The organism is Bacillus sp. DX3.1, assembly GCF_030292155.1.
GTDB lineage: Bacteria > Bacillota > Bacilli > Bacillales > Bacillaceae_G > Bacillus_A.
Genome location: NZ_CP128153.1, coordinates 4,934,724 through 4,958,579, shown reverse-complemented (window position 1 = coordinate 4,958,579; position 23,856 = coordinate 4,934,724). Strand labels below are relative to the sequence as shown.

Below are 23,856 nucleotides of genomic sequence, written 5' to 3'. Positions count from 1 at the left end.
ATAAGAATAATTGTGTCTGTTTATAAGGTAATTTCGAAGGAGATGAAAAGGATTGAGTATAGAGATTCGAGACATCGATATAAAAATAGAAAATTTTTATCAATTGAAAGTGACATGTGATGTTGTAGGTGAAAATCTACAGTACGCGTATTACCTTTACTGTGAGGATGATATTGTAGAAAAAGGAGCTTATACGAATGAAGGAACATTTGAATATAACCTGCAAAAGCCAGGGATATATCGTGTTCGGGTTTTTATAAGAGATAAGAGTAAAGAAACAATAGCTTTCACGACAAATCGAATGAAATTTCAAGGTTTTTACAGTAAGGAAATTATAACAGAACCAGAAGTCCCTATTGTAATATTTGGTGTATCTAAAAAAGGGGCTGCTGTTAAAAGTATACTTGATACACGGAAAGCGGTTAAATATTTTGTAGATGTAGATGACCAGAAGTGGGATAAAATATTTTTTGGGATAAAAATAATCGGCATACATCAATTGAAAGAAATTGGGAATTTCAAGATGATCGTAGCTGATCATTTTACCGAGGGCACAAAACTGATGTTTGATACCATTGGAATTACAGATTATGAAATTTTCGATTTTAATCTCGTCTCTCATAACTATGTAATAAAAAAGATGGTTGATATGAGTATCACGGAATTGCATGAGATATCTAAATTTTGTTACGAAAATGGTTTGCAGGAGGGGGCAAACTTTACGGAAAAGTACATTCATTTTAGATATAATTCTGTTATTCCATATACTGCTGAGATCGGAAAAGGAACAAGATTTGCCTATGGAGGCATAGGTGTAGTAATGCATGCTAAGGCTGTAATCGGTGAAAACTGTGTTATTGGTCAAAATGTTACAATTGAATCTAAAGAGGAAATACCAATAAAAGGAAACGATGTTTTTATTGCTTCTGGTGCAAAGTGCATAGGTGGAAAAATAGGAGACAATGTGATTATCGAGGCGAATGCTGTAATAACAAAAGATATCCCTAGTAATTGTGTAGTGGCTGGAGTTCCAGCTAAGATTATCAGTACAGAAGTATCGAAATATAAAGTGATAAAATAAAGGGTCTTTTATTTAGAATAGGTATTTTGTTATTGTTGGCGAAGGCCATCTTTGAATTTTTCGTTACTTTTATATTCCTTTTTTGTTATAATTTTCACTAGAATAATTAAAATTTTGATTTTTGAGGTGAATACAGTGATAAAAAAATTAATTTTACCATTCATAGCAGTATTACTTATATTATCTGGATGTGGTAAGGAAACAACTCAAGAAACATCTAAAAAGAATGTCAATCAAGAGAAAAAAGCGGATAATTTAAAGATTAAAAACGTGACGATTCAAAAGATTGATGATCAGAATTTAAAGGTTGGAGCAAAAGCAACAGGAGATAAGCTACAGTATGCTTATTATATTTATAAAGGTGACGAAGTAGTAGAAAAAATGAATTATAAACCAGAGAATTCTTTAACTTATAAAGTGAAGGAATCTGGTGACTATAAGGTAAAAGTGTTCGTAAAAGATAAAAATAATAAAATCGAAGCAAAGAGTACAAGTGTAGTAAAGATGGGAAAATAAGATTCTCTATTTTTATTTGATATAAAAGAGTAACTGAGTTAATTAGCTTAGTTGCTCTTTTAATTTTATCATCTAATGTATGCAAAGCTTATTTACAAGAAAGATTTTATAGTTCTATAGATATTTGGTTAAGTTTTCAAGAAAATAACATAGATTTATGAAACTCTCGTAACTCAAGCTATCCGATTTTTAGGATGGAGGGGGAGCGAAGAAATCAGGCACTATAATTTGCGTGTTAAATATATAATAATAAGTGTTCTCAAAGGCTGACTCATCACGTAATGAGCCAGCCTTTCTATATTTTATTTTGCTTTAACAGATTGGAAGCTCCTTTCTTAGTAAAACTATTAATGGAATATGTACTCTATATAGGGATGAAATCAGCGGTCATATAAGCACTTTTGAGATGAAATAGAGCTAGGTCCATATTTAGAAATGTTTATCCTACATTAACGGGTAGCAATACCCCCATCTCAAAATTCAGCAAAAAGCAAAGAAGTTAGGTGGGGATGAAGGCCCCCACTGATTAAAGTTTCACGTTATCTAATTTATGATTGCCCTCCCGAAAAATGTAATTTTTGTCATCTTAGTCCGAAAAAATACAGAACTTGTAGCATATAACTGGAATACCAGCAATACAATGGTATAAACCAATGCAAAGAGAGTGTTTGAGGTGAGAAATCGTGAATCATTTCATTATAAATTCCAGAATGTTTAGCGCTTACAAGCAGCACTCGAATTTACTTCTTAGTCATATGCAGCGAGTCTCATTTCACACTTCTCACATCCAATTTAGGGAGGCGAGTGGTGTGCACGATTACATCAAAGAGAGAACTATCAAGATTGGTAAGTATATCGTGGAGACAAGAAAAACAGTTCGTGTAATTGCAAAGGAGTTTGGGGTATCAAAAAGTACAGTCCATAAAGATTTAACAGAACGTTTACCAGAAATAAATCCAGAGCTCGCAAATGAAGTGAAAGAAATTCTTGATTATCATAAGTCGATTCGTCACCTGCGCGGCGGGGAAGCGACGAAGCAAAAGTACCAAAAAGAAGATACAGAAAAAACTGTGCGGCAATAACATGATATTGGCAAACATTCCTTGGTGCTGACGTAATATTTTCAGAAGAATTCTTTTGCAAATGTTACGTTTTCATTAAATTTATGATAAAATCAGAAATTAGGTGTAAAAGAATTCGGGTGCAACCTGATTTTGAATATCGAGGAGGAAGAAACAGGAATGTTTGCGAGAGATATCGGAATTGACCTAGGCACGGCTAATGTATTAATTCATGTAAAAGGTAAGGGTATCGTATTAAACGAACCGTCTGTTGTAGCAATTGATCGTAATACTGGTAAAGTATTAGCGGTAGGTGAAGAAGCAAGAAGTATGGTAGGACGTACACCTGGTAATATTGTAGCGATTCGTCCGCTTAAAGATGGTGTAATTGCAGATTTCGAAATTACAGAAGCAATGTTAAAGCATTTCATTAACAAACTGGACGTGAAAAGCTTCTTTTCAAAACCTCGCATTTTAATTTGTTGTCCAACAAACATCACATCTGTAGAACAAAAAGCAATTCGCGAAGCTGCTGAACGTTCAGGTGGTAAAACAGTATTCTTAGAAGAAGAACCAAAAGTAGCTGCTGTTGGTGCTGGTATGGAAATTTTCCAACCGAGCGGAAACATGGTTGTTGATATTGGTGGAGGTACAACAGATATCGCCGTACTTTCCATGGGTGATATTGTTACCTCCTCCTCTATCAAAATGGCCGGCGACAAGTTTGATATGGAGATTCTAAATTATATTAAACGTAAGTATAAACTATTAATCGGGGAACGTACATCAGAAGATATTAAAATTAAAGTCGGTACAGTATTCCCAGGTGCACGTAGCGAAGAGCTTGATATTCGTGGCCGTGACATGGTAACAGGTTTGCCTCGTACAATTAAAGTATGCTCAGAAGAGATTACAGAAGCATTAAAAGAAAACGCTTCTATTATTGTACAAGCTGCAAAAGGTGTATTAGAGCGTACACCACCAGAATTATCTGCAGACATTATTGACCGCGGTGTTATTTTAACAGGCGGTGGAGCGTTATTACACGGCATCGACATGCTTTTAGCAGAAGAGTTAAAAGTACCGGTGTTAATCGCTGAAAACCCAATGCATTGCGTTGCAGTTGGTACAGGAATCATGTTAGAGAACATCGATAAATTACCACGTCGTGCACTAAAATAAAACTAAGGAATGCCTGTACAAAACTTGAATCTATAGTTCAGTTTTGTACAGGTGTTTTTTATTATTTTTTTATATCTTTATAGAATAATTTTAGCTTCATGAGCATGTAATTGTAGTATTATGTTGGGATTTGTAAAAAAGTATTTAACTCATTAATGTTTCATAGTATCCTTATGTATGTATAAATCTTACTTTTTGTAATCTGATTTTAAACAAATGTTAATTTTCAAGGTATGAATAATAATATAATATTATATAGATGATTTTAATATCATAAGTGGGTGGTAGATTATTCGATATGAAAAAGATCTTAATGATTACACAGAATTTTTATCCGGAAATTGGTAGCGCGGCGAATAGAATGAAGAATATATACTTAGAATTGGAGAAAAAGGGATATGAGGTTACGGTACTAACTTCTGATCCTAGTTACCCAAATCGTAATTTATATAAAGATCCAAGCTATTGGGGTAATGGGGATATAGAGAAAGATACGATACGTATTCATCCGAAAATGAGGAAGTATACAAGAAATCTTTTTCGAAGGTTGATGTTGTATATAGAAGTTGCTCTTAGATTTATCCTGGCAATATGTAAAGATAAAGAAAAATATGATTATGTCTTTGTGTCTACGCCATCAATTTTCGTTGCTGTAACTGGTATGTTTGCTAAGAAAAGAATGAAAGCAAAATTGATTTTAGATGTACGAGATTTATGGCCAGAATCATTAATAGGAGTAGGTTTTTTTAATAAAAAGTGGATATTAAAAATCGCTTATAAATTAGAAAATAGCATCTATCATGCGGCTGACCAAATCATTATTAATAGTAAAGGTTTTTTCTCCTACATTGTTTCAAAGGGTATTGAACCAAAGCTTATTTCATTTATTCCCAATTCACTAACGGAAGAGGAATTATCTATTGTCCCGAAGGAAAATAATAGTGATAATCTTACAATTATTTATACAGGAAACATTGGATTGGCACAAGATATTACAAAATTAATTTCCGTGGCAGAGTATTTACAAGACTATAAAAATATTACATTTAAGATTATCGGATATGGTTATAAAAAAAATGATATCGAGGAGAGGATTCAAAATAAAACCCTCTCTAATATTGAATTAATTAAACCTAAAAACCGTGAGGAGACACTTGCTGAAGTTGCTGCTGCAGACATAGCTTATGTGAGTTTAGTGGAGCAAGATGTCTTTAAAAAAGTTCTTCCTGGAAAAGTTATTGATTATATGAGTATGAAAAAACCGATTGTTGCTGATGTTGATGGTTATGCAAAAGAAGTTATTGAAGAAGCGGAATGTGGATTTGTTGCTGAAAATCGAACAGTTAATGAACTAGGCGATTATATTATAAAATTGGCAAATGATAAACAGTTACAGAAGCAACTTGGAAAAAATGGATACCGATATGCGTTTCAAACATTGCGTTGGAAAACAAATATCAAAACTTTAGTGCAAGTACTGGAGGAAAAAAATGTCACAGAAGAAAGTTTGCATGTTTGTATGGAACCACTTCACAAATGATGCTCGTGTATTAAGAGAATGTACAGCTTTGGTCGAAGCTGGATATGAGGTAGATTTAATTTGTATTCATGATTGGAAACAAGTCGATCTTCCTACATGGGAACAGCGTCCGGAAGGATTTACTGTAACCCGTGTGAAAAATCGAATTCCATCATTACAAAAAGTATTCGGATTGGCTAAACGTGCAAAAAGAGTAGCGATGAAAAATATCGTTACAATGGGTGCTTTTGGCCTCTTCGCTATGTTAGGAGTTTGGAAGTTTCCGATACTAACAATTAGTTTGCTAGTATTAGCTTATTTACTTTCACAGAGGAAGGTTGCTACTTTGTTTGTGAGGGGAGCAATTTTGTTCAGAATGATACGGGCTGGTTTAAAGAAGAAGTATGATATATACCATTCGAATGATTTGAATACTGTACCGCAAGGATTTATGTGTGCAAAAATATTTAGAAGAAAGAAACTCATTTATGACTCTCACGAAGTACAAACGAGTCGAACAGGATATAATAGTCGTATTTACGGTGTAATGGAGAAGTTTTTGATTAAATTTTGTGATGTAATGATTATGGAAAATCATACACGAGCAAAATATACAGAAGATTTGTATGGTTTTTATCCAAAAGTTATTCATAACTATCCATTTGTCTCAAATCCTGAGTTTAGTGATTCCGTAGATTTACATGAATTATTAAATCTCCCAAAAGATGAACCGATTCTTTTATATCAAGGTGGTGTTCAAACTGGTCGAGGACTTGATAAGTTAGTACGAGCGGTTCCAATGTTTAAACGAGGGATAGTTGTGTTTATTGGTGATGGACGAATTAAACCAGAGCTGCAAAAAATGGTACAAGACATGCAGCTAGAAGAACGTGTGAAGTTTCTTCCAAAAGTACCAGTTCAGGATCTAATACATTATACAAAGAATGCTTATTTAGGTTTTCAACTATTAAATAATGTTTGTTTTAACCATTATTCAGCTTCTTCAAATAAACTATTTGAATATATGATGAGTGGGGTACCGGTTGTCGCTTGTAGTTTTCCTGAAATCCAGGGTGTAGTTGAAAAAGAAAATGTAGGGGTCTGTGTAGACTCTCATGAGCCTGCTTCGATTGCTGAAGGGGTAAACTATTTACTAGATCATCCTGAAGAAAGAGAAAGAATGAAAGAGAATTGTTTTACAGCTCGTGAAAAATACAATTGGAATGAGGAAAAGCGAGCATTCATCGATATTTATAGAGAAATAGCATCTTAAAAGATAGTGTTTGTTATTGAAATTCTTTGTGTGATAAGTAAGGAAAAAAGAGATTATGCTATAAAGGTGGTATATATGATAGAGCTGAGTAAAGTAGATTTGGAGAATAAAAGATTAACGAAGCAAGTTTCTGCTATGGAAAGAGAATTAATGATAATAAAACAGGAATTGCATGAGCAATTAAATTTACGTGAAAAAGAATTGAAAGAACTTTTTAATGAGAAGAAAAAATATGAACAGTTGCAACATAAATACCAATCTCTTCGCAGTTCTTTTTTAGGGCGTTGTACAATTAAGTATTGGCGTATTCGAAAAAAATTAAGAGTGACTTTAGGGAATAAGTAAAGGAGAGTTAAGTAGATTATGAACAATCAGTTTTCATTAAAGCTACAAGAAGTTAAGGAAAAGCGTCAATGGCTTAATAAACGTCCAAATAAATGGGTACAACAATTGGGAGTAGAAGAAATTTCATTTAGCAAATGGTTTAAGCAAGCAGATGCTCCTATTGTATTCAATGAAAAAACAAATACTTTTACTTCTAATCTTATGACTGAAAAGTACACTCATTTATCATATTGCGAAACAAATACAGACTTCAAGATTGTTCCTAAGAATAAACAGATTCGAGTACAACCTGGTAAGGAATATAAAGTTGAGATGAAAGGAAAAAAAGAAAAACAAGTAGATGTGAGTCTACATGTTATTTTTTATGGAAATGATCAGAAGAAGGCTGACCATAGTATTCCATTTAATGTTGCTACGTCTATTGTGATCCCTAAAGAGGTAGATAATGTCCGTTTTGCCTTGAAGGTGAGCGGGAAAGGGCAGTTCCAAATTCATACTATCCGTATAGATGATGTATTATTGTGGGATTCACCAGAGGGAAATGGAGTAAATAATTTTAGTTTAATTGGCGGGACAAATTGGTATGTACCGAATCAATCTGAAATCGTATATCAAAAAGGCTCATCAGCTTTTTATATCGATTTAGAAGAAGACCAGCATTTATATTTACCGTACAATGAAGGTAATAGAAAGTTTGCTGAGGTTCCGAAAAATCCAATTCAAATGCAAACACAAAATCTTGCTGTTGCATTTGAGGGCAGCAAAAGTAGTGACGTAGATGCGAATCTATTTTTAATATTCTATGAAGAAGATAAGAGAGTAAGGGTTGAACAAATCGACCTTAATGATAAAAAGCTTATTAATATTACAGAGAATATCAATGCAATGCGTCTAGCAATTCGTGTTTCCGGAAGGGGAGCTCTGACAATTGAGAATATAGCTGTTTCTGGAAATGGCTATTGGTTAAATGAAGACATTGTGTTTAACCATGAATCACATTCTGAGCATGACTATCATTTTGAATTGCCACAAGAGGCGTTGTTTAATTGGAAGAAAGATAACAAAATTTTATATCATGATGCGCAAGCTATTTTTGAATCAAGGTTAGTTGGAAATCAATTTATGTATGTACCGTGCTTTGAAAATATTGACATTCATGAAGCACCGAAAAATAGTTTATTTCATCCAAAAGATAAACATTATTATGAGTTTTATGCTGGTGCTGAAACATTTGGTGATGTGGATGTCACTTTATTTGTTTTAGAGTACAAATATGGAAAAAAACAAAAATTACACCAAGTGCCGTTTAATAAGAAAACAATTCTTCAATTTAATAAAAATACTACAGATATAAAATGCTTCCTAAGAGTGAGCAACGGTGGTTACTTCCGTAACTTATATATAGCTGTTAATGAAAAACCAATTAAAATTACGAACAGTTTAGAAGTAGATTTAAACCAAATGAATTGGTTTCAAACAGGAAAGCTATTGAAGTTATCTAACGAAGATAATGCTTTTGTTGGAGAATCTCATGTAACAAATGATAAAAAGATGTATCTTTCCTATAAAGAAAAGAATAATAAATTTACTGAACTTCCTACTATTTCATTAATGCCGATTCAACAAAAACATGTTTATGAATTTTACGTAAGAGCGGATGTTGAAGAAGGATTAGAAGCGTTACCGATGTTTATTGGATATTCAGGTGATAAAAAAGTTCAAGTATTACAATTGAAGTTAAACACGCCAACGATTGTTCGTCCGCATCCAGACGTTAAAGAATTTAGAATTGCTTTTCGTGTTTCTGGTTTAGGTAAATTTAACATTCAGCGATTTACTGTGAAAGAAATGGAAATTGTGAATGTTAATACAGAAATCAATTGGATCAATAGTCAAGAAACAAGTATTTTAGAAATAGTTCCAACAAGACCGTTGAAAGATTTGAAAATGGCAGTTATTTTTGATGAATTTACAACAGCATCGTATAAAGAAGAATGTGAGTTAATTACATTTACACCGAAAAATTGGCTAGAAGTATTAAGTCATAATAAACCAGATCTTCTTATGGTAGAGTCAGCATGGCAAGGTAACGGCGGTAGCTGGAATAAGCGTGTTGGCTATTACGGAGAAGAAAATATGAAGCCATTATTTAATTTACTGAAATGGTGTAATGAGAATAACATTCCGACAGTGTTTTGGAATAAAGAAGATCCTGTGCATTTTGACCGCTTTATTGAAACAGCAAAACGATTTGATTATATTTTCACAACAGATGAAAATATGATTCCATCTTATCAAGAAAGAGCTGGTCATGATCACGTGTATGCTCTTCCGTTTGCTGCGCAGCCGGTGATTCATAATCCAATTAAAATTGTTGAAGAACGTGAAAATAAAGCGTGTTTTGCGGGATCTTATTACCGTCATCACGAAGAACGTTCTGTTGACATGGATCGTGTATTGGACAAAGCTGCAAAATATGGATTAGAAATTTTTGACCGTAACTATGAGAAAAACAAAAAAGGCTTAATGCCAAATCATCGTTTTCCAGAGCGTTTTGACCCTTACATTAAAGGAAGCTTAAAATATTATGAGATTGATAAAGCGTATAAAGGGTACAAAGTAATGATTAATGTCAACACTGTAAAACAATCTCCAACAATGTTTTCACGTCGTGTGTTTGAAGGATTAGCATGTGGAACACCAGTTGTGAGTACGTATGCTCAAGGGGTTGAGAATATTTTCGGAGATTTAGTGTATATTTCTGAAAATGAAAATGACATTGATCAAGCCTTTGATTCTTTATTAAATGATGAAAGAGCATATCGAAAAAAATCGTTATTAGGGATACGTGAAGTATTAAGCAAACATACGTATACTCATAGATTAAAATATATTACAGAAAAAATCGGATTGCGTGTTACGCAAGATCTTCCGAAAGTAACGGTTCTTGCATTTGCTCGTTCTAAAGAAGAATTCGCTCATGTTTTAGAGCAATTCGAGCGACAAAAGTATGCAAATAAAGAATTGAATGTTCTTGTTGATACATTTGAGGGATATTTAGACGTGTTTGCTGAGTACAATACAAAAACTGTAAAGACATTTGTTCGAAGTTATATGCATAATTATCAAAATATTTTAGAGTGGATTGATACACCATATATTGCATACCTTTCACAGAATGATTATTATGGTCGCTATTACTTATCAGATTTGATGTTAAGTACAACATTTACTGATAGTGATTTTATTGGAAAACATGCGTATTTTGGTGTGGAAAATAATAGAGAGATTATTGAACATAACAATCAATCAGAATACGAATTTGTAGGTTCCTTATCTCCAGCACGTGCAGTAGCAAAAACAGATGTATTTATGAAAGAAGCATTAACAGATGTGCTGAACAATTTAGAAGCTGAAGTAGACTTTAATGCGTACTTTAAATACGGAAAAACATTGTATAGTAATGATAAATATAATTATTTATCTGATGCTTACAAACATACGAATCGCAAACAATTGAAGAATATAGTAAAAAAAATCGAATTATAAGGATAGATATCTATGAAAAAGAAAAATGTAATTTTTGCTGGACATGATCTGAAGTTTGCAAAGTTAATTATGGATTATCTAAAAGGTTTGGGAAAATACGAGATTAAGATAGATCAATGGACTGGACATAATACGCATAATGAGGAACATAGTCAAGAATGTTTACAATGGGCAGATATCATCGTTTGTGAATGGGGACTTGGAAATGCAGTTTGGTATTCTGAAAATAAGCTTCCTCATCAAAAGCTCATAGTTCGTATGCATCGACAAGAATTGGATACAATTTATCCAAAACAGTTTGTGCTTGAAAATATTGATACAATTATTGCGATTTCACCTTATGTTTATGAAGAGTTTTATAGAACATTTAAGTTACCGCGTGAAAAAATGAAGATGATCTATAATACTCTACATGCAGAACAGTTAGATAGGCCGAAAGAAGAAGTTTCATATAACTTGGGTATTATTGGAATGTGTCCAAAAATGAAACGTCTTGATCTTGCTGTAGATATGTTAGAAAAACTGTGGCAACAAGATTCACGTTACAAATTATTCGTAAAAGGAAAAATGCCTCAGGAGTATCCATGGTTATGGAAAAAGGAAGAAGAACGTGAATATTATGAGGAGCTGTTTCAGCGTATTGAAGCTGCTCCTTGGAAAGATGCTATTATTTTTGATGGATTTGGACCGGTTGATGAATGGTTTCAAAAAATTGGATTTGTTTTATCAACGAGTGATTTTGAAAGCTTTCATTTAGCACCAAGTGAAGGAATGGCTTCTGGCTCATATCCTATTATTTTGAAGTGGGATGGTAGTGACACGATTTATCCTCCTTCTTATTTACAGGACGACATCGATTCATGTGTAAGTCGCATTATTGAAATTAATAGTATGGATTCTAGTGAATCACTTCGTCGAGATGCGAAACAATATGTCCAATCTCGTTTTGATATTAAGAAGGTTGGAGCGCATTGGGATCATATAATGGAAGAGTTAATAAAAAACTAATCCTTCCTATTCAGAAGATAAGAACATAGAGATGTCTCTCTGCTTTATACAGAATGGAGGGGAAGTTTAGAATGAAACTGTATATTCCTTCTCATCTAACAGGCGAGAAAGTACAGGGTATTCTTAAAGCATTACCAAGGAGTCGTAATAAAGATTATATAAAAGCAGCAGATCTGATGATTAAAAGAAATACTTATACATTGCCTCCTTTTGGTATTGTTTCGTATTCTGCACTTATTAAATGGGAAGATAATCGATCTCATAGTTATTTACGATTAATACATGGGCATACATTTTTAGGGTGTTTAATAGATGCATATTGCGAAAAGGGAGATCCTAGATATATTGTAAAAGGAATAGACCTAATTCGTAATTGGATCTATAGCTATCCATTCGAGACGAGCCAAGATAAGGTGGCGTATCATAATGAGACAACTGCCCTTCGGATGCAATATTGGTTGAGATTTTATATCTTAGCAAAACAAGAGTTATCCGAATCAGATTGTCTATTGCTAGAGAAGGCAATGTCTGATACGGCAGCATTATTAGCACAAGATTCTTTTCATGCAACTAATACAACCCACGGAATGTTTCAAGATATTTCCTTGCTTGTATTTGCTTCTTATTTTGAGGGTGCAGATGCTACCATATGCGAACAATATAAGCAATTAACGATATTACGGCTAAAAGAATATTTCGAGGGTATTTGTACAGAAGATGGAGTTCATAAAGAACAGTCCCCATCTTATCATATGCTGGTAGTCTCTTATTTGAAAAAGTTAGTGGATTGGTTAGAGGTAACTGATGAAGCGCTAAGTCGAGTGTTTATCGAAATGTATCAGAGGATGGAGGACTACTCGATTCATATTATTCGTCCAGACGGTTATTTCCCCCCTATATGCGATACGGAAGCAAAATTAGTGGGGAATAGCGGTTACGGTCAATTGTATAATAGTAAAGAATATCTTTACGCTGTTACGAAGGGGGAACAAGGTGAACCCCCGAAAGAAAATGATAAAGTATTCCCAAAGTCAGGATATGCAATTTTCCGAGATGATTGGGAAAAAAAAGAAAAAGCAACGTACGTTCTGTTTACGGCTGCATATAATGCAGATTATCATAAACATAGTGATGACTTAAATGTATATATTTATTCAGATGGAGAAATCATTACAGAAGCAGGGCCGAACGGGTACAATTATCAAGATTCATTTACAAAGTACGCGTACTCATCTTTTGCTCATAATACTCTCATTATTGATGGGAAAGGGTTACCAAGAACAGACAAACAGTATGATAAGGTGTATGTATCGGATTATTGTATTTCTAAAGATGAAGCAGAGGCTACCGGAGTAAACTTACGCTATGAAGGTGTAAAACATACAAGAAATGTAAAATATCCAAAACGAGAAAAACGAGTAGTTATACATGATTCTATCCTTTCAGACAAGCGTCATGAGTATAAGCTATTATGGCATGTTGCACCAGACATTACTGTTCACGTGCGCGATCGTATTGTCGAGTTATTTAGGGATACCAAAAAGGTGATGGAGATAGAGGTCTTTACGGAGGCCCCAGTTCGAATAAGTACAGTGAAAGAACAAATAAAACCGCAAATGCAAGGATGGGTATTTCCGAAAATGGAAGAAAAGGAACCATCTACTACGATTGAAGTTGACTTAAGTGGTTCTAACGTAGAATGTAAAACAGAATTCCGATTAGATTCTTTTAAAGTAGGAAAAGAAGGGATACTTCCATTCCAATTTGAAAAGGTTTTTGAAAGCACGCGTAGCCTAAGGTACTATTTTGAGGAAGCGAAAGAAGAGCAATATAAGGATAAATTGTTTGTTGTTTTTTCTGCAATGTCACCAAAATATAATTTTGTTTTTAATTATATGAAATCATTACAAGAGGCCCCGGTTAATAAATTATTTATTCTAGATGATTTTGGCGACCAAGGTTCTTATTATATAGGGAATCAGCGAGACCATTCTATTGAAACAGCAGTAACGTCTCTTATTCAATATACAATGGCTAAACATAAGGTTTCTCATGAAAATGTAACGACCATAGGATCTTCTAAAGGAGGCTATGCAGCTCTTTATTTTGGTCTTAAATATTATTTTGGTAATATTATATCGGGAGCTCCGCAAAGTAAAATTGGTAGTTATCTAATTAAGCAAACACCAGGACAAAATATCGCGGGTTATATCGCAGGTAGTGCTGAAGAGGGAGATTGCTATTATCTTGATCAACTTCTATTTCAGTTGCTAAATCAACCGAATGAAGTATCACCAAACATTCATATCATGATAGGGACGAGAGATCATCATTATGCGAACCATGTAATGCCTTTGCATAATATGCTGTTACATCAAGGGTATAATGTAAGTCTCGATGTGGAAAATGGGTTGACACATGAGGATTTGAAAATGCATTTTCCTATTTATTTGCAAAAGAAAGTAGAAAATATTTTAAATGGAAAAATATTTTCTTCCCCTATTTTGAAAGAGCCTGTTATCCAAGAGGTTAAAGTTGAAAAAATAGGGATGGAAAATATTGTTGTAACATGTAATGCGGTTGGTATTGGTGTACAATATGCTTATTATGTTTATAAGGATAAACAAATAGTTGAAAAAATCATGTATAAATCAACCCCTCAGCTAGATTATAAAGTAACAGCTTCAGGTCAATATATGTTTAAAGTATTTGTGAGAGATAGCTATAAACAAATAGTCTCTAAAAGCACAAACACTATAAAATTATAGATATGTAAAGTTAAATAGATTCATAGAATCTATTTAACTTTACAGGCATTATTACTTTAATTATAAGATAGGAGAGAATTTTAAAATGAAAATTTGTACTATGGGTTTAGGTTATATCGGATTACCAACATCAGCAATGTTTGCGAAATATGGAACAGAGGTAGTTGGTGTAGATATTCATCCACAAGTGGTGGACAAGCTAAATCGTGGTGAAATTCATATTGAAGAACCAGGTCTTGGCGAAGTTGTAAAAGAAGTAGTTGAGAAAGGACTATTCCGTGCATCTTTAACACCAGAAGAAGCGGATACGTTTATTATTTCTGTTCCAACACCAAACCATGATGATGAACATAAATCTTGTGATTTAACATATGTATTAACAGCGACGAAACAGGCTCTTCCATTTGTGAAGAAGGGAAATGTGATTATCGTTGAGTCTACAATTGCTCCACGTAGTATGGATGACTATATAAAACCATTAGTAGAAGAAGCAGGATTTACAGTTGGGGAAGATATTTATCTTGTTCATTGTCCAGAACGTGTTCTCCCAGGACAAATTTTACATGAGTTAGTATATAACAATCGTATCGTTGGTGGCGTTACTCCTGCATGTGCAGAAGCTGGAGCTCGCGTATACGGTGTATTCGTACAAGGTGAGATTATTAAAACAAATGCAAAAACAGCGGAAATGTCTAAGCTGATGGAAAATACATTCCGTGATGTGAATATTGCACTTGCGAATGAGTTAACAAAAGTTTGTAACTCTCTAGAAATTAATGTATTAGATGTAATTGAAATGGCTAACAAACATCCACGTGTAAACTTACACTATCCAGGTCCAGGTGTAGGCGGACATTGCTTAGCGGTTGATCCATACTTTATCGTTGCGAAAGCACCTGAGTTGGCGAATATTATTAAACTTTCTCGTGAAACAAATGTTTCTATGCCACATTATGTAACTGAAAAGGTAAAAGAATTACTTGCAGGTGTTGAAAATCCAAAAGTAGCAGCATTTGGTGTCACATATAAAGGAAACGTAGATGATATGCGTGAGAGTCCAGCGATGGATGTAATCGACTTAATTCGTAACGAAGGAATTACAGTTACGGCACATGATCCGCATGTAGAGTCCGATTTCTTTGAATTACATTCTGCAGAAGAAGCTGTAAAAGATGCAAACTTAATTCTTGTTTTAACAGATCATGATGAATTTAAAACAATGAATTATGAAGCTTTAGCACCGCACATGGCAAATGCTGTTGTTCTTGATACACGTAATTGTGTACAAGCAGTTTCAACTGATGAAATGAAAATTGTTAACTTTGGAACTTTATATGAAGCGCTAGGTGAAAAAGTGGTTACGGTATGAATGCCCTAAAAACTATCATTAAAGAACACTTTGAAAGTTTTTATTTAATTCGTAGATTATCTCTTTATGAATTAAAGCAAGCATATGCAGGTAATTTATTAGGTATGCTATGGGTGTTTTTAAATCCATTTACACAAATTGGTGTATATTGGTTAGTATTTGGATTAGGAATTCGAGGAGGAGCGCCAGTACATGGCGTTCCTTACTTTGTCTTTCTTGTTTGTGGGTTGGTACCATGGTTTTTTATTAGCGCATCAATTTCACAAGGATCTAATTCCATTTATAGTCGTTTAAATACAGTTTCAAAAATGAATTTTCCATTAAGTATTATTCCAACATATGTTATAACATCACAATTGTATACACATTTTATGCTCGTTATATTAATGTTAGTTATTTCCCTGATTAGTCAAGGATGGCATGTAATTAATATCTTCACCTTATTGTATGGAATGTTTTCTGTTACAATGTTTTTAGTTGCATTAGGGTTTATTACATCCACATTATCGACAATGTTACGGGATATTCAGTTACTGATTCAATCTGTTACACGTATGCTATTCTTTTTGACACCGATATTTTGGGAGCCAAAGGAAAATATGCCAGAAGCGTTTGTATTTCTTGTTAAGCTAAATCCATTTTATTATATACTAGAAATATATAGAAGTGCGGTGGCTTATGGTCAAAGTTCTATTATTTTCTCAGGTTATACGCTATATTTCTGGGGAATGGTAATTGTTCTCTTTGTCATTGGTTCTATGCTTCACATTAAATTCCGTAAGCAGTTTGTTGACTACTTATAAAAGGTGAATGATTCAATGAATTATACAGTAAAGTTTCAAAACGTTACCAAAAAATATAAAATGTACAACAAGCCATCTGATAAGCTGAAAGATTTGTTTCGAAAGCAGGAAGATGGAGAATTTCACTATGCTTTAAGCGACGTTTCTTTTGAAGTGCCTAAGGGAGAAATCGTCGGAATCATAGGTTTGAATGGATCAGGGAAAAGTACCTTATCAAACTTAATTGCCGGTGTAACAATTCCTAATAAAGGGAAAATTGATATAAAAGGATCAGCTGCATTAATTGCAATTTCCTCAGGACTAAATGGTCAATTAACCGGGATTGAAAATATTAACTTAAAAGGTTTAATGATGGGGCTAACGAAAGAAAAAATTAAGGAGATTACCCCAAAGGTTATTGAATTTGCTGATATAGGTAAATTTATAAATCAACCTGTTAAAACATATTCTAGTGGTATGAAGGCCCGGTTAGGTTTTGCAATTTCTGTAAATATTGATCCGGATGTTTTAGTGATTGATGAAGCTTTATCTGTTGGTGATCAAACATTTACGAATAAGTGTTTAAAAAAGATGAATGAATTTAAAGAAAGAGGAAAAACAATCTTCTTTATTAGTCATTCTTTAGAACAGGTTAAAAGTTTTTGTACCAAAGCAATCTGGTTATATTATGGACAAGTAAGAGAATATGGAGATGTGAATGAGGTTGCTACGAATTATCACTCTTTCTTAAAACAATATAATAAAATGACACCAGAAGAGCGAAAGAAGCTACAAGAGGAGCAATTGGAAACCTTTCAGCATGGCTTATTGCAAGAGTACTCAACAGAGGTTAAGGCAGGCCGTCGTAAGTTCAAAGCACACCGCCGTAAGTTCAAAACACACCGTCGTAAGTTTAAAAAGAAAAAAGGTGTGATAATGGGAATTTGTTTAGCACTTATGGCTGGTATCATTACAACAGGCTTCTATTATAAAGATTTACTTCCGTTGAAAAAAGATAAGCAGCATACAGAAAAATCAGCTCAAAGTAAGAGTGCTGCTGAAGGTAAGCAGGCTAAGGATGAGAAATATATAGTAAATAGTAATGATATTAGTGTTCGTAAAGAAGCAAGTACAAGTAGTGAACGTTTAGCGGTAACCAACTTTGGAGATTTATTTACTATATCTGATCGTAAAAAGGATACAGCAACTGGTGCCGAATGGCTACAAGTTGCATTACCAAGTGGTGAAACCGGGTGGGTGAATGCACAGTATATTGTACCATTTACACCGAGTAATAGTGTGATGGAGGATACAAAATTAGATGACGTAACCTCTTTGTTAAGTCGTGCATATGGGGCACAAGTTATGAATGCTCCTACTTATTTTGGAAAGACATTAAATGAACTAAAAACGACATATCCTAATACATTAATTCCATCACAAAATGTAGCAGGTAGAACAGTTGTCAAAGATGGAAATATTCAATTTGGTATTTCGCAAGACAAAGTAGTAGAAGTCGTGTTCCAAGATATTTCACTGTCTATTACAAAGTTGCAAGAATTACTTGGTAAGGAAAGCATAAGTAATGATTCAGAAAAGAACTACTTCTATGAAACAAAAAATTATTATATCGCTGCTCGTTCAGAACAGACACATAGCGAAGTTCAATCTTTATCGATTGTGAAGAAATAATAGTGTGTGTATACTTTTTGAGATTTATCTTTTTTATTAAAGGTAAATCTCTTTTTTGATTGATTTTCTACTTTTTATATCTACTAAGTAAGTGGGATAATTCGAAATCATCTTGTGTTAATATGTTAATTATTCTTGCTCCACTAACTTGCTAGCAATGGCTTTTGAAAGTTTTTTTGTCATTTTTGGTACGAATGGTTTCATTGCTCCATTAAAAATCAAGGCACCTTTCCCAGTTGCTTTCACTTCCAACTCACTCGTTATTCGTGTTTTTGAAGGAGTAATTGCCTCAGCACGAAAGAAGCCGCTACCAATCAATTTTTTTGTCGGAGAAGCGATCGTAAAGCTTACCTTGTCATGTTCCTGCCACTCGGTAATTTCGACGTTCAAGTTAATATGACGTTTCACTACGCCTAAATCGCCATGTAAACGCCAAGTTGAATGGCGATCATCAATAATTTTATGTGCGACGTAACCAGTAATGAGCGGTGCCCAATTGTTCATATCACTAACGAAGTTCCACGTATGATCTAGTGGTACATATAGATCCATTGTGTGCGTTCCTTTTGCCATCCGTTACTTCCTCTCTAAATGATAGTAGTTATTTAGATTTTTAAGGTTACTAAAAGAATGATCCAATGTTATCCAAATTCTATCATGATATGCATAAACTCAACAACGAAATGTTTGTAACTTGAATAAATCATTCTTTCGGACTATGTAAATACAAATTAAAAAATCGACATAAAACCCTTCTTTTTAGGTGGGAGAGAGCATCCGGCCATGCATAGAAGCGCCTGTCCCCATGCCAAGTGAAAACAAAGAGTGCAGGTCACCTTTTGTTATCCATAGCCGCGGCTTATATGTCGAAAAATCAAAATGGATTTATATATCTATGACTGGAATATAGCTTGTTTTTATGAAAATTTTAATTTCTAAATATAACATTTAAGATAATATAAGATAAAAAGAGGAATCAGTAGTAATTTTCATAAATAACGAGAAAAAACGTAAAATATTAAGTTTTTCTTTCTTATTTCTGTCCCTTATAATGAATTGTGAATACGACATTTAAGGCAAATAATGCTTTATGCAAATTGCCTTTCCCTAACTTGGGTATACACTCTTTTCGACCTCCGTGTCAGCAATAATAAAATTCTATTATACTGAAAAGAGTGTATACATTTTTTTAAGCGTTACGAAGCAGGAGAGCCTGGTTCGTCTTTTTCATAATGACAAATGATAAACAAAATGGGATAATAAAAATATGACCTTTAGTGGTATGGCCAATTTGGTATGTAAGGAGCGAACGATATGCTAGATATAGAGCAAATTAAAGAAATCATTCCTCACCGCTATCCATTTCTACTTGTCGATCAAATTCTAGAAGTAGAAGAGGGAAAGCGTGCAGTTGGAATTAAAAATGTAACAGCAAATGAAGAATACTTTAACGGACATTTTCCTGATTATCCTGTAATGCCAGGTGTCCTGATCATCGAGGCGTTAGCACAAGTGGGTGCTGTCGCGGTATTAAAGAAAGAAGAAAACCGTGGCCGCCTTGCATTTTTTGCCGGCATTGATAACTGTCGTTTCAAACGCCAAGTACGCCCAGGCGACCAACTTCGTTTAGAAGTGGAAATGACGCGTGTGCGCGGACCGATCGGAAAAGGAAAAGCAGTCGCAACTGTAAATGGTGAAATTGCATGTGAAGCAGAAGTTACATTTGCACTTGGTGATAAGAAAGAATAGGTATTATGTAAGCAAAATAGTTTACCTTGGGAGTTGAATGACAAGGGTTGTTTCTAGCCCTTGTTATTCAACTCCTATTTTCATGAAATAAAACATCGAGGGATACCTGTTAAAAAACAAAATATATCGTATAATAGTTTTGGACCAATAAAAGATAGCGGAATACATAGAGGATTTATTTTTAAAGTACAAGTAGCTCGTATATAAATAGAAAGAAGGTTGAAGTGATGAAGAAGAAAATCTTACTTTGGATTTTAGGGATTGTAGGTATACTTATAATTGGTACAGGGGTTTATGCATATAGCGTTTATTCCTCCGTTTCAAGTACGTTAGATAAAGTGCATAAACCATTAGATCGTGATCATTCGAAGAAACGTACGGAAGAAGTAAAAGTAGAGGATTCAAAACCAGTATCCATTTTACTGATGGGTGCGGATGAACGTGCTGGCGACCAAGGTCGTTCAGATTCATTAATGGTAATTACTTTAAATCCAAAACAAAAATCTATGAAGCTGTTAAGTATTCCTCGTGATACGTATACAGAGATTGTCGGTAAAGGTAAGAAAGATAAGATCAATCATGCATACGCATTTGGCGGTATTGATATGTCTGTTAATACAGTGGAAAACTTCTTGGATACACCAATTGACTATTATATTGAAGTGAACATGGAAGGTTTTAAAGATATTGTTGATGCGGTTGGCGGTGTAGACGTGAACAATGATTTAGACTTCACACAAGATGGCACGCATTTTGCTAAAGGTGATATTCATTTAACAGGTGAAGATGCACTAAAATACACACGTATGAGAAAGAAAGATGCACGCGGTGACTTCGGTCGTCAAATGCGTCAGCGTCAAGTACTGCAAGCTGTTATTAGTAAAGGAGCAAACGTCTCTTCTCTTGCAAACTACGGTGATGTACTAAAAGCAGTTGAGAAAAACATAAAAACAAACTTAACACCAGGTCAAATGTATGATATGCAAAAGAACTACAAAGTTGCAATACAGAACAAAGAAGAAATTCAAATTAAAGGTGATGGACATAAAGCGGAAAATGGTATTTGGTACTACTATGTGCCTGAGACAGATCGTCAAGATCTATCGAATAAATTAAGAGCACATCTTGAATTAACAGGAAAGTAATCTTTTAACAAGAACCCAATTGCCTATAAAGCATTTGGGTTTTCTTTAGGATAATAATGAAAAGTGGTAAATGGATAGAGGTTGGATCTTATTTATAAATTAATCAATATGAATTTTACGATTATATTGTTATAATAATAAAATTAGGATAGGTTGTATAATTAGAAGCGAATCTTATATCTTATGAGTTAGGGTGATTATTTTTGAAAAAAGTAAGAAAAGCAATTATTCCAGCAGCAGGTCTTGGTACACGGTTTTTACCTGCAACAAAGGCCATGCCAAAAGAAATGTTACCGATTGTTGATAAGCCAACAATTCAATATATTATAGAAGAAGCAATCGAATCTGGGATTGAAGATCTTATTATTGTTACAGGAAAAGGGAAGCGTGCAATTGAAGATCACTTCGATCATTCCTTTGAATTAGAAGAAAACTTATTATCAAAAGGGAAATACGATCTTCTTGCGAAGGTACAGGAATCTTCAAAAATTAATATACATTATATTCGTCAAAAAGAACCAAAAGGTCTAGGTCATGCAGTTTGGTGTGCGCGTAAATTTATTGGTAATGAACCGTTCGCTGTTTTACTTGGTGATGATATTGTTCAAGCGGAAACACCTTGTTTACGTCAATTAATGAATGAATATGAGAACAAGCAAGCTTCTGTTATTGGGGTTCAAACAGTGCCAGAGAAGGAAACGCATCGCTATGGTATTATTGATCCAATTGAACAAAATGACCGTTCTTACCAAGTACGTACATTTGTTGAAAAACCAGCAGCAGGAACTGCCCCATCTAATCTAGCTATTATGGGGCGTTATGTATTAACTCCAGAAATCTTTATGTTCTTAGAAAAACAACAAACAGGTGCTGGTGGCGAGATTCAGCTAACAGATGCAATTGAAAGTTTAAATCAAATGCAACGTGTATTTGCATATGATTTTGAAGGAAAGCGTTATGATGTTGGAGAAAAGCTAGGATTTATTCAGACAACAATTGAAGTGGCGATGCAACATGAAGAGTTAAAACAAGATCTTTTAGACCATATGAATAATCTTTTACAAAACGAGCTTATCCTTAATAAATAGCAGGGCATGAAGTAGATTTAACAACTCATGTATTTAAAGAGAATCTATCAATTAAGATAGATTCTCTTTTTATCAAGTGTTTGTTTGAAAAGTGATTCTTGATATCGTGTAGCTATTTTTGAGGGGATTTATTGGAATATAGAAACAGAAAAAATATACAAGATGGCATTTCTAAGACAAGGTATTCACACAAAAGGTTCTTGCTATATATGGATAAAGTTGAGAAAATAGTAATTGTGGTAGACTTTATTTAAACGTAGGATATATATCAAAAACTTTACTTATAGTAAGGGCTTCTTTGTTTTAGGATTTAGAAATAAACTCAAAAACTACTATTGAAAAATAATCAATGAAAAGGTGAGCGATACGATATGCATTCTATTTTAGTCTGCGGCGGGGCTGGTTATATTGGCTCCCACGCTGTAAAAAAGTTAGTAGATGAGGGACTATCTGTAATCGTTATTGATAATTTACAAACGGGTCATGAAGATGCAATTACAGATGGTGTGAAGTTTTATAAAGGAGACCTTCGTGATAAAGGTTTCTTAAGAGATGTTTTTAAACAAGAAGAAATTGATGCTGTTATGCACTTTGCAGCGGATTCCTTAGTTGGAGTCAGCATGGAAAAGCCGCTTCAATATTATAATAACAACGTATACGGTGCGTTATGTTTACTTGAAGTGATGGATGAATTCCAAATTGATAAATTTATCTTCTCCTCTACAGCTGCAACATATGGTGATGTGGATGTCGATTTAATTACGGAAGAAACAGTAACAAATCCGACGAATACATATGGAGAAACAAAATTAGCAATTGAAAAGATGCTGCATTGGTATAGCCAAGCTTCCAATTTGAAATATAAGATTTTTAGATATTTTAATGTAGCCGGAGCCGCGCCGAGTGGCATTATTGGTGAAGACCACCGTCCAGAGACGCATTTAATTCCAGTGATTCTACAAGTGGCTTTAGGGCAGCGGGAAAAAATCATGATGTTTGGTGATGATTATAATACGCCAGATGGTACATGTATTCGTGACTATATTCATGTTGATGATTTAGTTGCGGCACATTTCCTAGGATTAAAAGATTTACAAAATGGTGGAGATAGCGATTTCTACAATTTAGGAAATGGGAATGGGTTTAGTGTAAAAGAAATTGTCGAAGCGGTTCGTGAAGTGACGAATCATCCAATTCCAGCAGAAGTTGCGCCAAGAAGAGCGGGGGATCCAGCACGTTTAGTCGCATCTTCTCAAAAAGCAAAAGAAAGATTAGGATGGAATCCGCAGTATACGGATATTAAAAAAGTGATTGAACATGCATGGAACTGGCATCAAAATCATCCAGAGGGATATGAGAAGTAAGATTTATCCCGCTATTTGCGGGCGGTAATATCTCCACCTCAAAGTTTCACTTTATGAAAACATCGTGTAATGCATGTTATCTTTTGTCGGCATTCAAAAATATCTAAGTGGAAATGATGTTAAGGAAAATAGAAGCCGTAAATGAATACTATAGATAAAAACTGATTCGAGAGTTAGGATCCTCTTTGAATCAGTTTTTTATTTCTCAACAAAACAAAGAAAAAAATATATGGAAAAAATAGGAAAGTATAAAATAAGAATCCTTTCTAGCATTATTTTTATAAAAAGGATATTATAAAAATGTCGGAAATTTATGATTCGATTATCCAATATAAGTCATAATAGCAATGTGTCTCTATTATATG

The 23,856-nt window shown here is 34.0% G+C and carries 18 protein-coding genes; 17 read left to right on the top strand and 1 reads right to left on the bottom strand.

What is annotated here, in order from left to right; translation table 11 throughout:
- Positions 1-52: 52 nt before the first annotated feature.
- From QRE67_RS24875 to tagH, 13 genes are all read left to right on the top strand, one after another.
- Positions 53-1,081 (top strand): serine O-acetyltransferase, encoded by a 1,029-nt coding sequence (locus tag QRE67_RS24875; RefSeq protein ID WP_286122821.1) that lies wholly within the window; start codon positions 53-55, stop codon positions 1,079-1,081.
- Positions 1,082-1,216: 135 nt separating this feature from the next.
- On the top strand, positions 1,217-1,597 hold the full coding sequence (locus QRE67_RS24870; RefSeq protein WP_286122820.1) for a triple tyrosine motif-containing protein: 381 nt from the start codon (positions 1,217-1,219) through the stop codon (positions 1,595-1,597).
- An 809-nt stretch (positions 1,598-2,406) separates the two neighbouring features.
- The gene (gene spoIIID, locus QRE67_RS24865) at positions 2,407-2,679 is read left to right on the top strand and encodes a sporulation transcriptional regulator SpoIIID (protein ID WP_286122819.1); all 273 of its coding nucleotides are present in this window, start codon (positions 2,407-2,409) and stop codon (positions 2,677-2,679) included.
- Between the two features lie 159 nt (positions 2,680-2,838).
- Complete coding sequence (locus QRE67_RS24860; RefSeq protein ID WP_286125373.1) at positions 2,839-3,840, top strand: rod shape-determining protein; 1,002 nt, start codon at positions 2,839-2,841, stop codon at positions 3,838-3,840.
- 298 nt (positions 3,841-4,138) lie between these two features.
- Positions 4,139-5,380 carry a glycosyltransferase family 4 protein gene (locus QRE67_RS24855; RefSeq protein WP_286122818.1) on the top strand — a complete coding sequence of 414 codons (1,242 nt, stop codon included), beginning with the start codon at positions 4,139-4,141 and terminating at the stop codon, positions 5,378-5,380.
- Complete coding sequence (locus QRE67_RS24850; protein ID WP_286122817.1) at positions 5,331-6,632, top strand: glycosyltransferase; 1,302 nt, start codon at positions 5,331-5,333, stop codon at positions 6,630-6,632. Before QRE67_RS24855 ends, QRE67_RS24850 begins: the two co-directional genes overlap by 50 nt.
- A 75-nt stretch (positions 6,633-6,707) precedes the next feature.
- Positions 6,708-6,977 carry a hypothetical protein gene (locus QRE67_RS24845; RefSeq protein WP_286122816.1) on the top strand — a complete coding sequence of 90 codons (270 nt, stop codon included), beginning with the start codon at positions 6,708-6,710 and terminating at the stop codon, positions 6,975-6,977.
- Positions 6,978-6,995: 18 nt separating this feature from the next.
- The gene (locus QRE67_RS24840; protein WP_286122815.1) at positions 6,996-10,526 is read left to right on the top strand and encodes a CgeB family protein; all 3,531 of its coding nucleotides are present in this window, start codon (positions 6,996-6,998) and stop codon (positions 10,524-10,526) included.
- Between the two features lie 12 nt (positions 10,527-10,538).
- Positions 10,539-11,534 (top strand): glycosyltransferase, encoded by a 996-nt coding sequence (locus tag QRE67_RS24835; protein WP_286122814.1) that lies wholly within the window; start codon positions 10,539-10,541, stop codon positions 11,532-11,534.
- Between the two features lie 71 nt (positions 11,535-11,605).
- Complete coding sequence (locus tag QRE67_RS24830; RefSeq protein ID WP_286122813.1) at positions 11,606-14,302, top strand: heparinase II/III domain-containing protein; 2,697 nt, start codon at positions 11,606-11,608, stop codon at positions 14,300-14,302.
- 85 nt (positions 14,303-14,387) lie between these two features.
- A complete protein-coding gene (locus tag QRE67_RS24825; protein WP_286122812.1) occupies positions 14,388-15,671 on the top strand; it encodes a nucleotide sugar dehydrogenase in 1,284 nt (427 codons plus the stop codon).
- Positions 15,668-16,474, top strand: a complete 807-nt coding sequence (locus QRE67_RS24820) for an ABC transporter permease (protein WP_286122810.1) — start codon at positions 15,668-15,670, stop codon at positions 16,472-16,474. The genes QRE67_RS24825 and QRE67_RS24820 overlap by 4 nt, the downstream gene beginning before the upstream one ends.
- Positions 16,475-16,489: 15 nt before the next feature.
- Positions 16,490-18,145 carry a teichoic acids export ABC transporter ATP-binding subunit TagH gene (gene tagH / locus QRE67_RS24815; protein WP_286122809.1) on the top strand — a complete coding sequence of 552 codons (1,656 nt, stop codon included), beginning with the start codon at positions 16,490-16,492 and terminating at the stop codon, positions 18,143-18,145.
- Positions 18,146-18,274: 129 nt separating this feature from the next.
- Here tagH and QRE67_RS24810 read toward each other — a convergent pair whose 3' ends face one another.
- On the bottom strand, positions 18,275-18,718 hold the full coding sequence (locus QRE67_RS24810) for an SRPBCC family protein (protein WP_286122808.1): 444 nt from the start codon (positions 18,716-18,718) through the stop codon (positions 18,275-18,277).
- Between the two features lie 741 nt (positions 18,719-19,459).
- Here QRE67_RS24810 and fabZ point away from each other — a divergent pair.
- The 4 genes from fabZ to galE all read left to right on the top strand — a co-directional run bounded on the left by fabZ (position 19,460) and on the right by galE (position 23,491).
- Positions 19,460-19,894 (top strand): 3-hydroxyacyl-ACP dehydratase FabZ, encoded by a 435-nt coding sequence (gene fabZ / locus QRE67_RS24805; protein ID WP_286122807.1) that lies wholly within the window; start codon positions 19,460-19,462, stop codon positions 19,892-19,894.
- Positions 19,895-20,121: 227 nt separating this feature from the next.
- A complete protein-coding gene (gene tagU, locus QRE67_RS24800; protein ID WP_286122806.1) occupies positions 20,122-21,039 on the top strand; it encodes a polyisoprenyl-teichoic acid--peptidoglycan teichoic acid transferase TagU in 918 nt (305 codons plus the stop codon).
- 203 nt (positions 21,040-21,242) lie between these two features.
- Positions 21,243-22,127: a UTP--glucose-1-phosphate uridylyltransferase GalU gene (gene galU, locus QRE67_RS24795; protein WP_286122805.1), complete on the top strand. Its 885-nt coding sequence runs from the start codon at positions 21,243-21,245 to the stop codon at positions 22,125-22,127.
- Between the two features lie 371 nt (positions 22,128-22,498).
- Positions 22,499-23,491, top strand: coding sequence for a UDP-glucose 4-epimerase GalE (gene galE, locus QRE67_RS24790; RefSeq protein WP_286122804.1), 993 nt, complete (start codon positions 22,499-22,501; stop codon positions 23,489-23,491).
- The last annotated feature ends 365 nt before the right edge of the window (positions 23,492-23,856 follow it).

What these genes read in the sequence shown, in the direction of transcription:
- QRE67_RS24810 (WP_286122808.1), bottom strand. Translation starts at nt 18,718, where the DNA reads ATGGCAAAAGGAACGCACACAATGGATCTATATGTACCACTAGATCAT.
- QRE67_RS24830 (WP_286122813.1), top strand. Translation starts at nt 11,606, where the DNA reads ATGAAACTGTATATTCCTTCTCATCTAACAGGCGAGAAAGTACAGGGT.
- tagH (WP_286122809.1), top strand. Translation starts at nt 16,490, where the DNA reads ATGAATTATACAGTAAAGTTTCAAAACGTTACCAAAAAATATAAAATG.
- QRE67_RS24855 (WP_286122818.1), top strand. Translation starts at nt 4,139, where the DNA reads ATGAAAAAGATCTTAATGATTACACAGAATTTTTATCCGGAAATTGGT.
- fabZ (WP_286122807.1), top strand. Translation starts at nt 19,460, where the DNA reads ATGCTAGATATAGAGCAAATTAAAGAAATCATTCCTCACCGCTATCCA.
- QRE67_RS24835 (WP_286122814.1), top strand. Translation starts at nt 10,539, where the DNA reads ATGAAAAAGAAAAATGTAATTTTTGCTGGACATGATCTGAAGTTTGCA.
- galE (WP_286122804.1), top strand. Translation starts at nt 22,499, where the DNA reads ATGCATTCTATTTTAGTCTGCGGCGGGGCTGGTTATATTGGCTCCCAC.
- tagU (WP_286122806.1), top strand. Translation starts at nt 20,122, where the DNA reads ATGAAGAAGAAAATCTTACTTTGGATTTTAGGGATTGTAGGTATACTT.
- QRE67_RS24860 (WP_286125373.1), top strand. Translation starts at nt 2,839, where the DNA reads ATGTTTGCGAGAGATATCGGAATTGACCTAGGCACGGCTAATGTATTA.
- QRE67_RS24840 (WP_286122815.1), top strand. Translation starts at nt 6,996, where the DNA reads ATGAACAATCAGTTTTCATTAAAGCTACAAGAAGTTAAGGAAAAGCGT.
- QRE67_RS24845 (WP_286122816.1), top strand. Translation starts at nt 6,708, where the DNA reads ATGATAGAGCTGAGTAAAGTAGATTTGGAGAATAAAAGATTAACGAAG.
- QRE67_RS24820 (WP_286122810.1), top strand. Translation starts at nt 15,668, where the DNA reads ATGAATGCCCTAAAAACTATCATTAAAGAACACTTTGAAAGTTTTTAT.
- QRE67_RS24825 (WP_286122812.1), top strand. Translation starts at nt 14,388, where the DNA reads ATGAAAATTTGTACTATGGGTTTAGGTTATATCGGATTACCAACATCA.
- QRE67_RS24850 (WP_286122817.1), top strand. Translation starts at nt 5,331, where the DNA reads ATGTCACAGAAGAAAGTTTGCATGTTTGTATGGAACCACTTCACAAAT.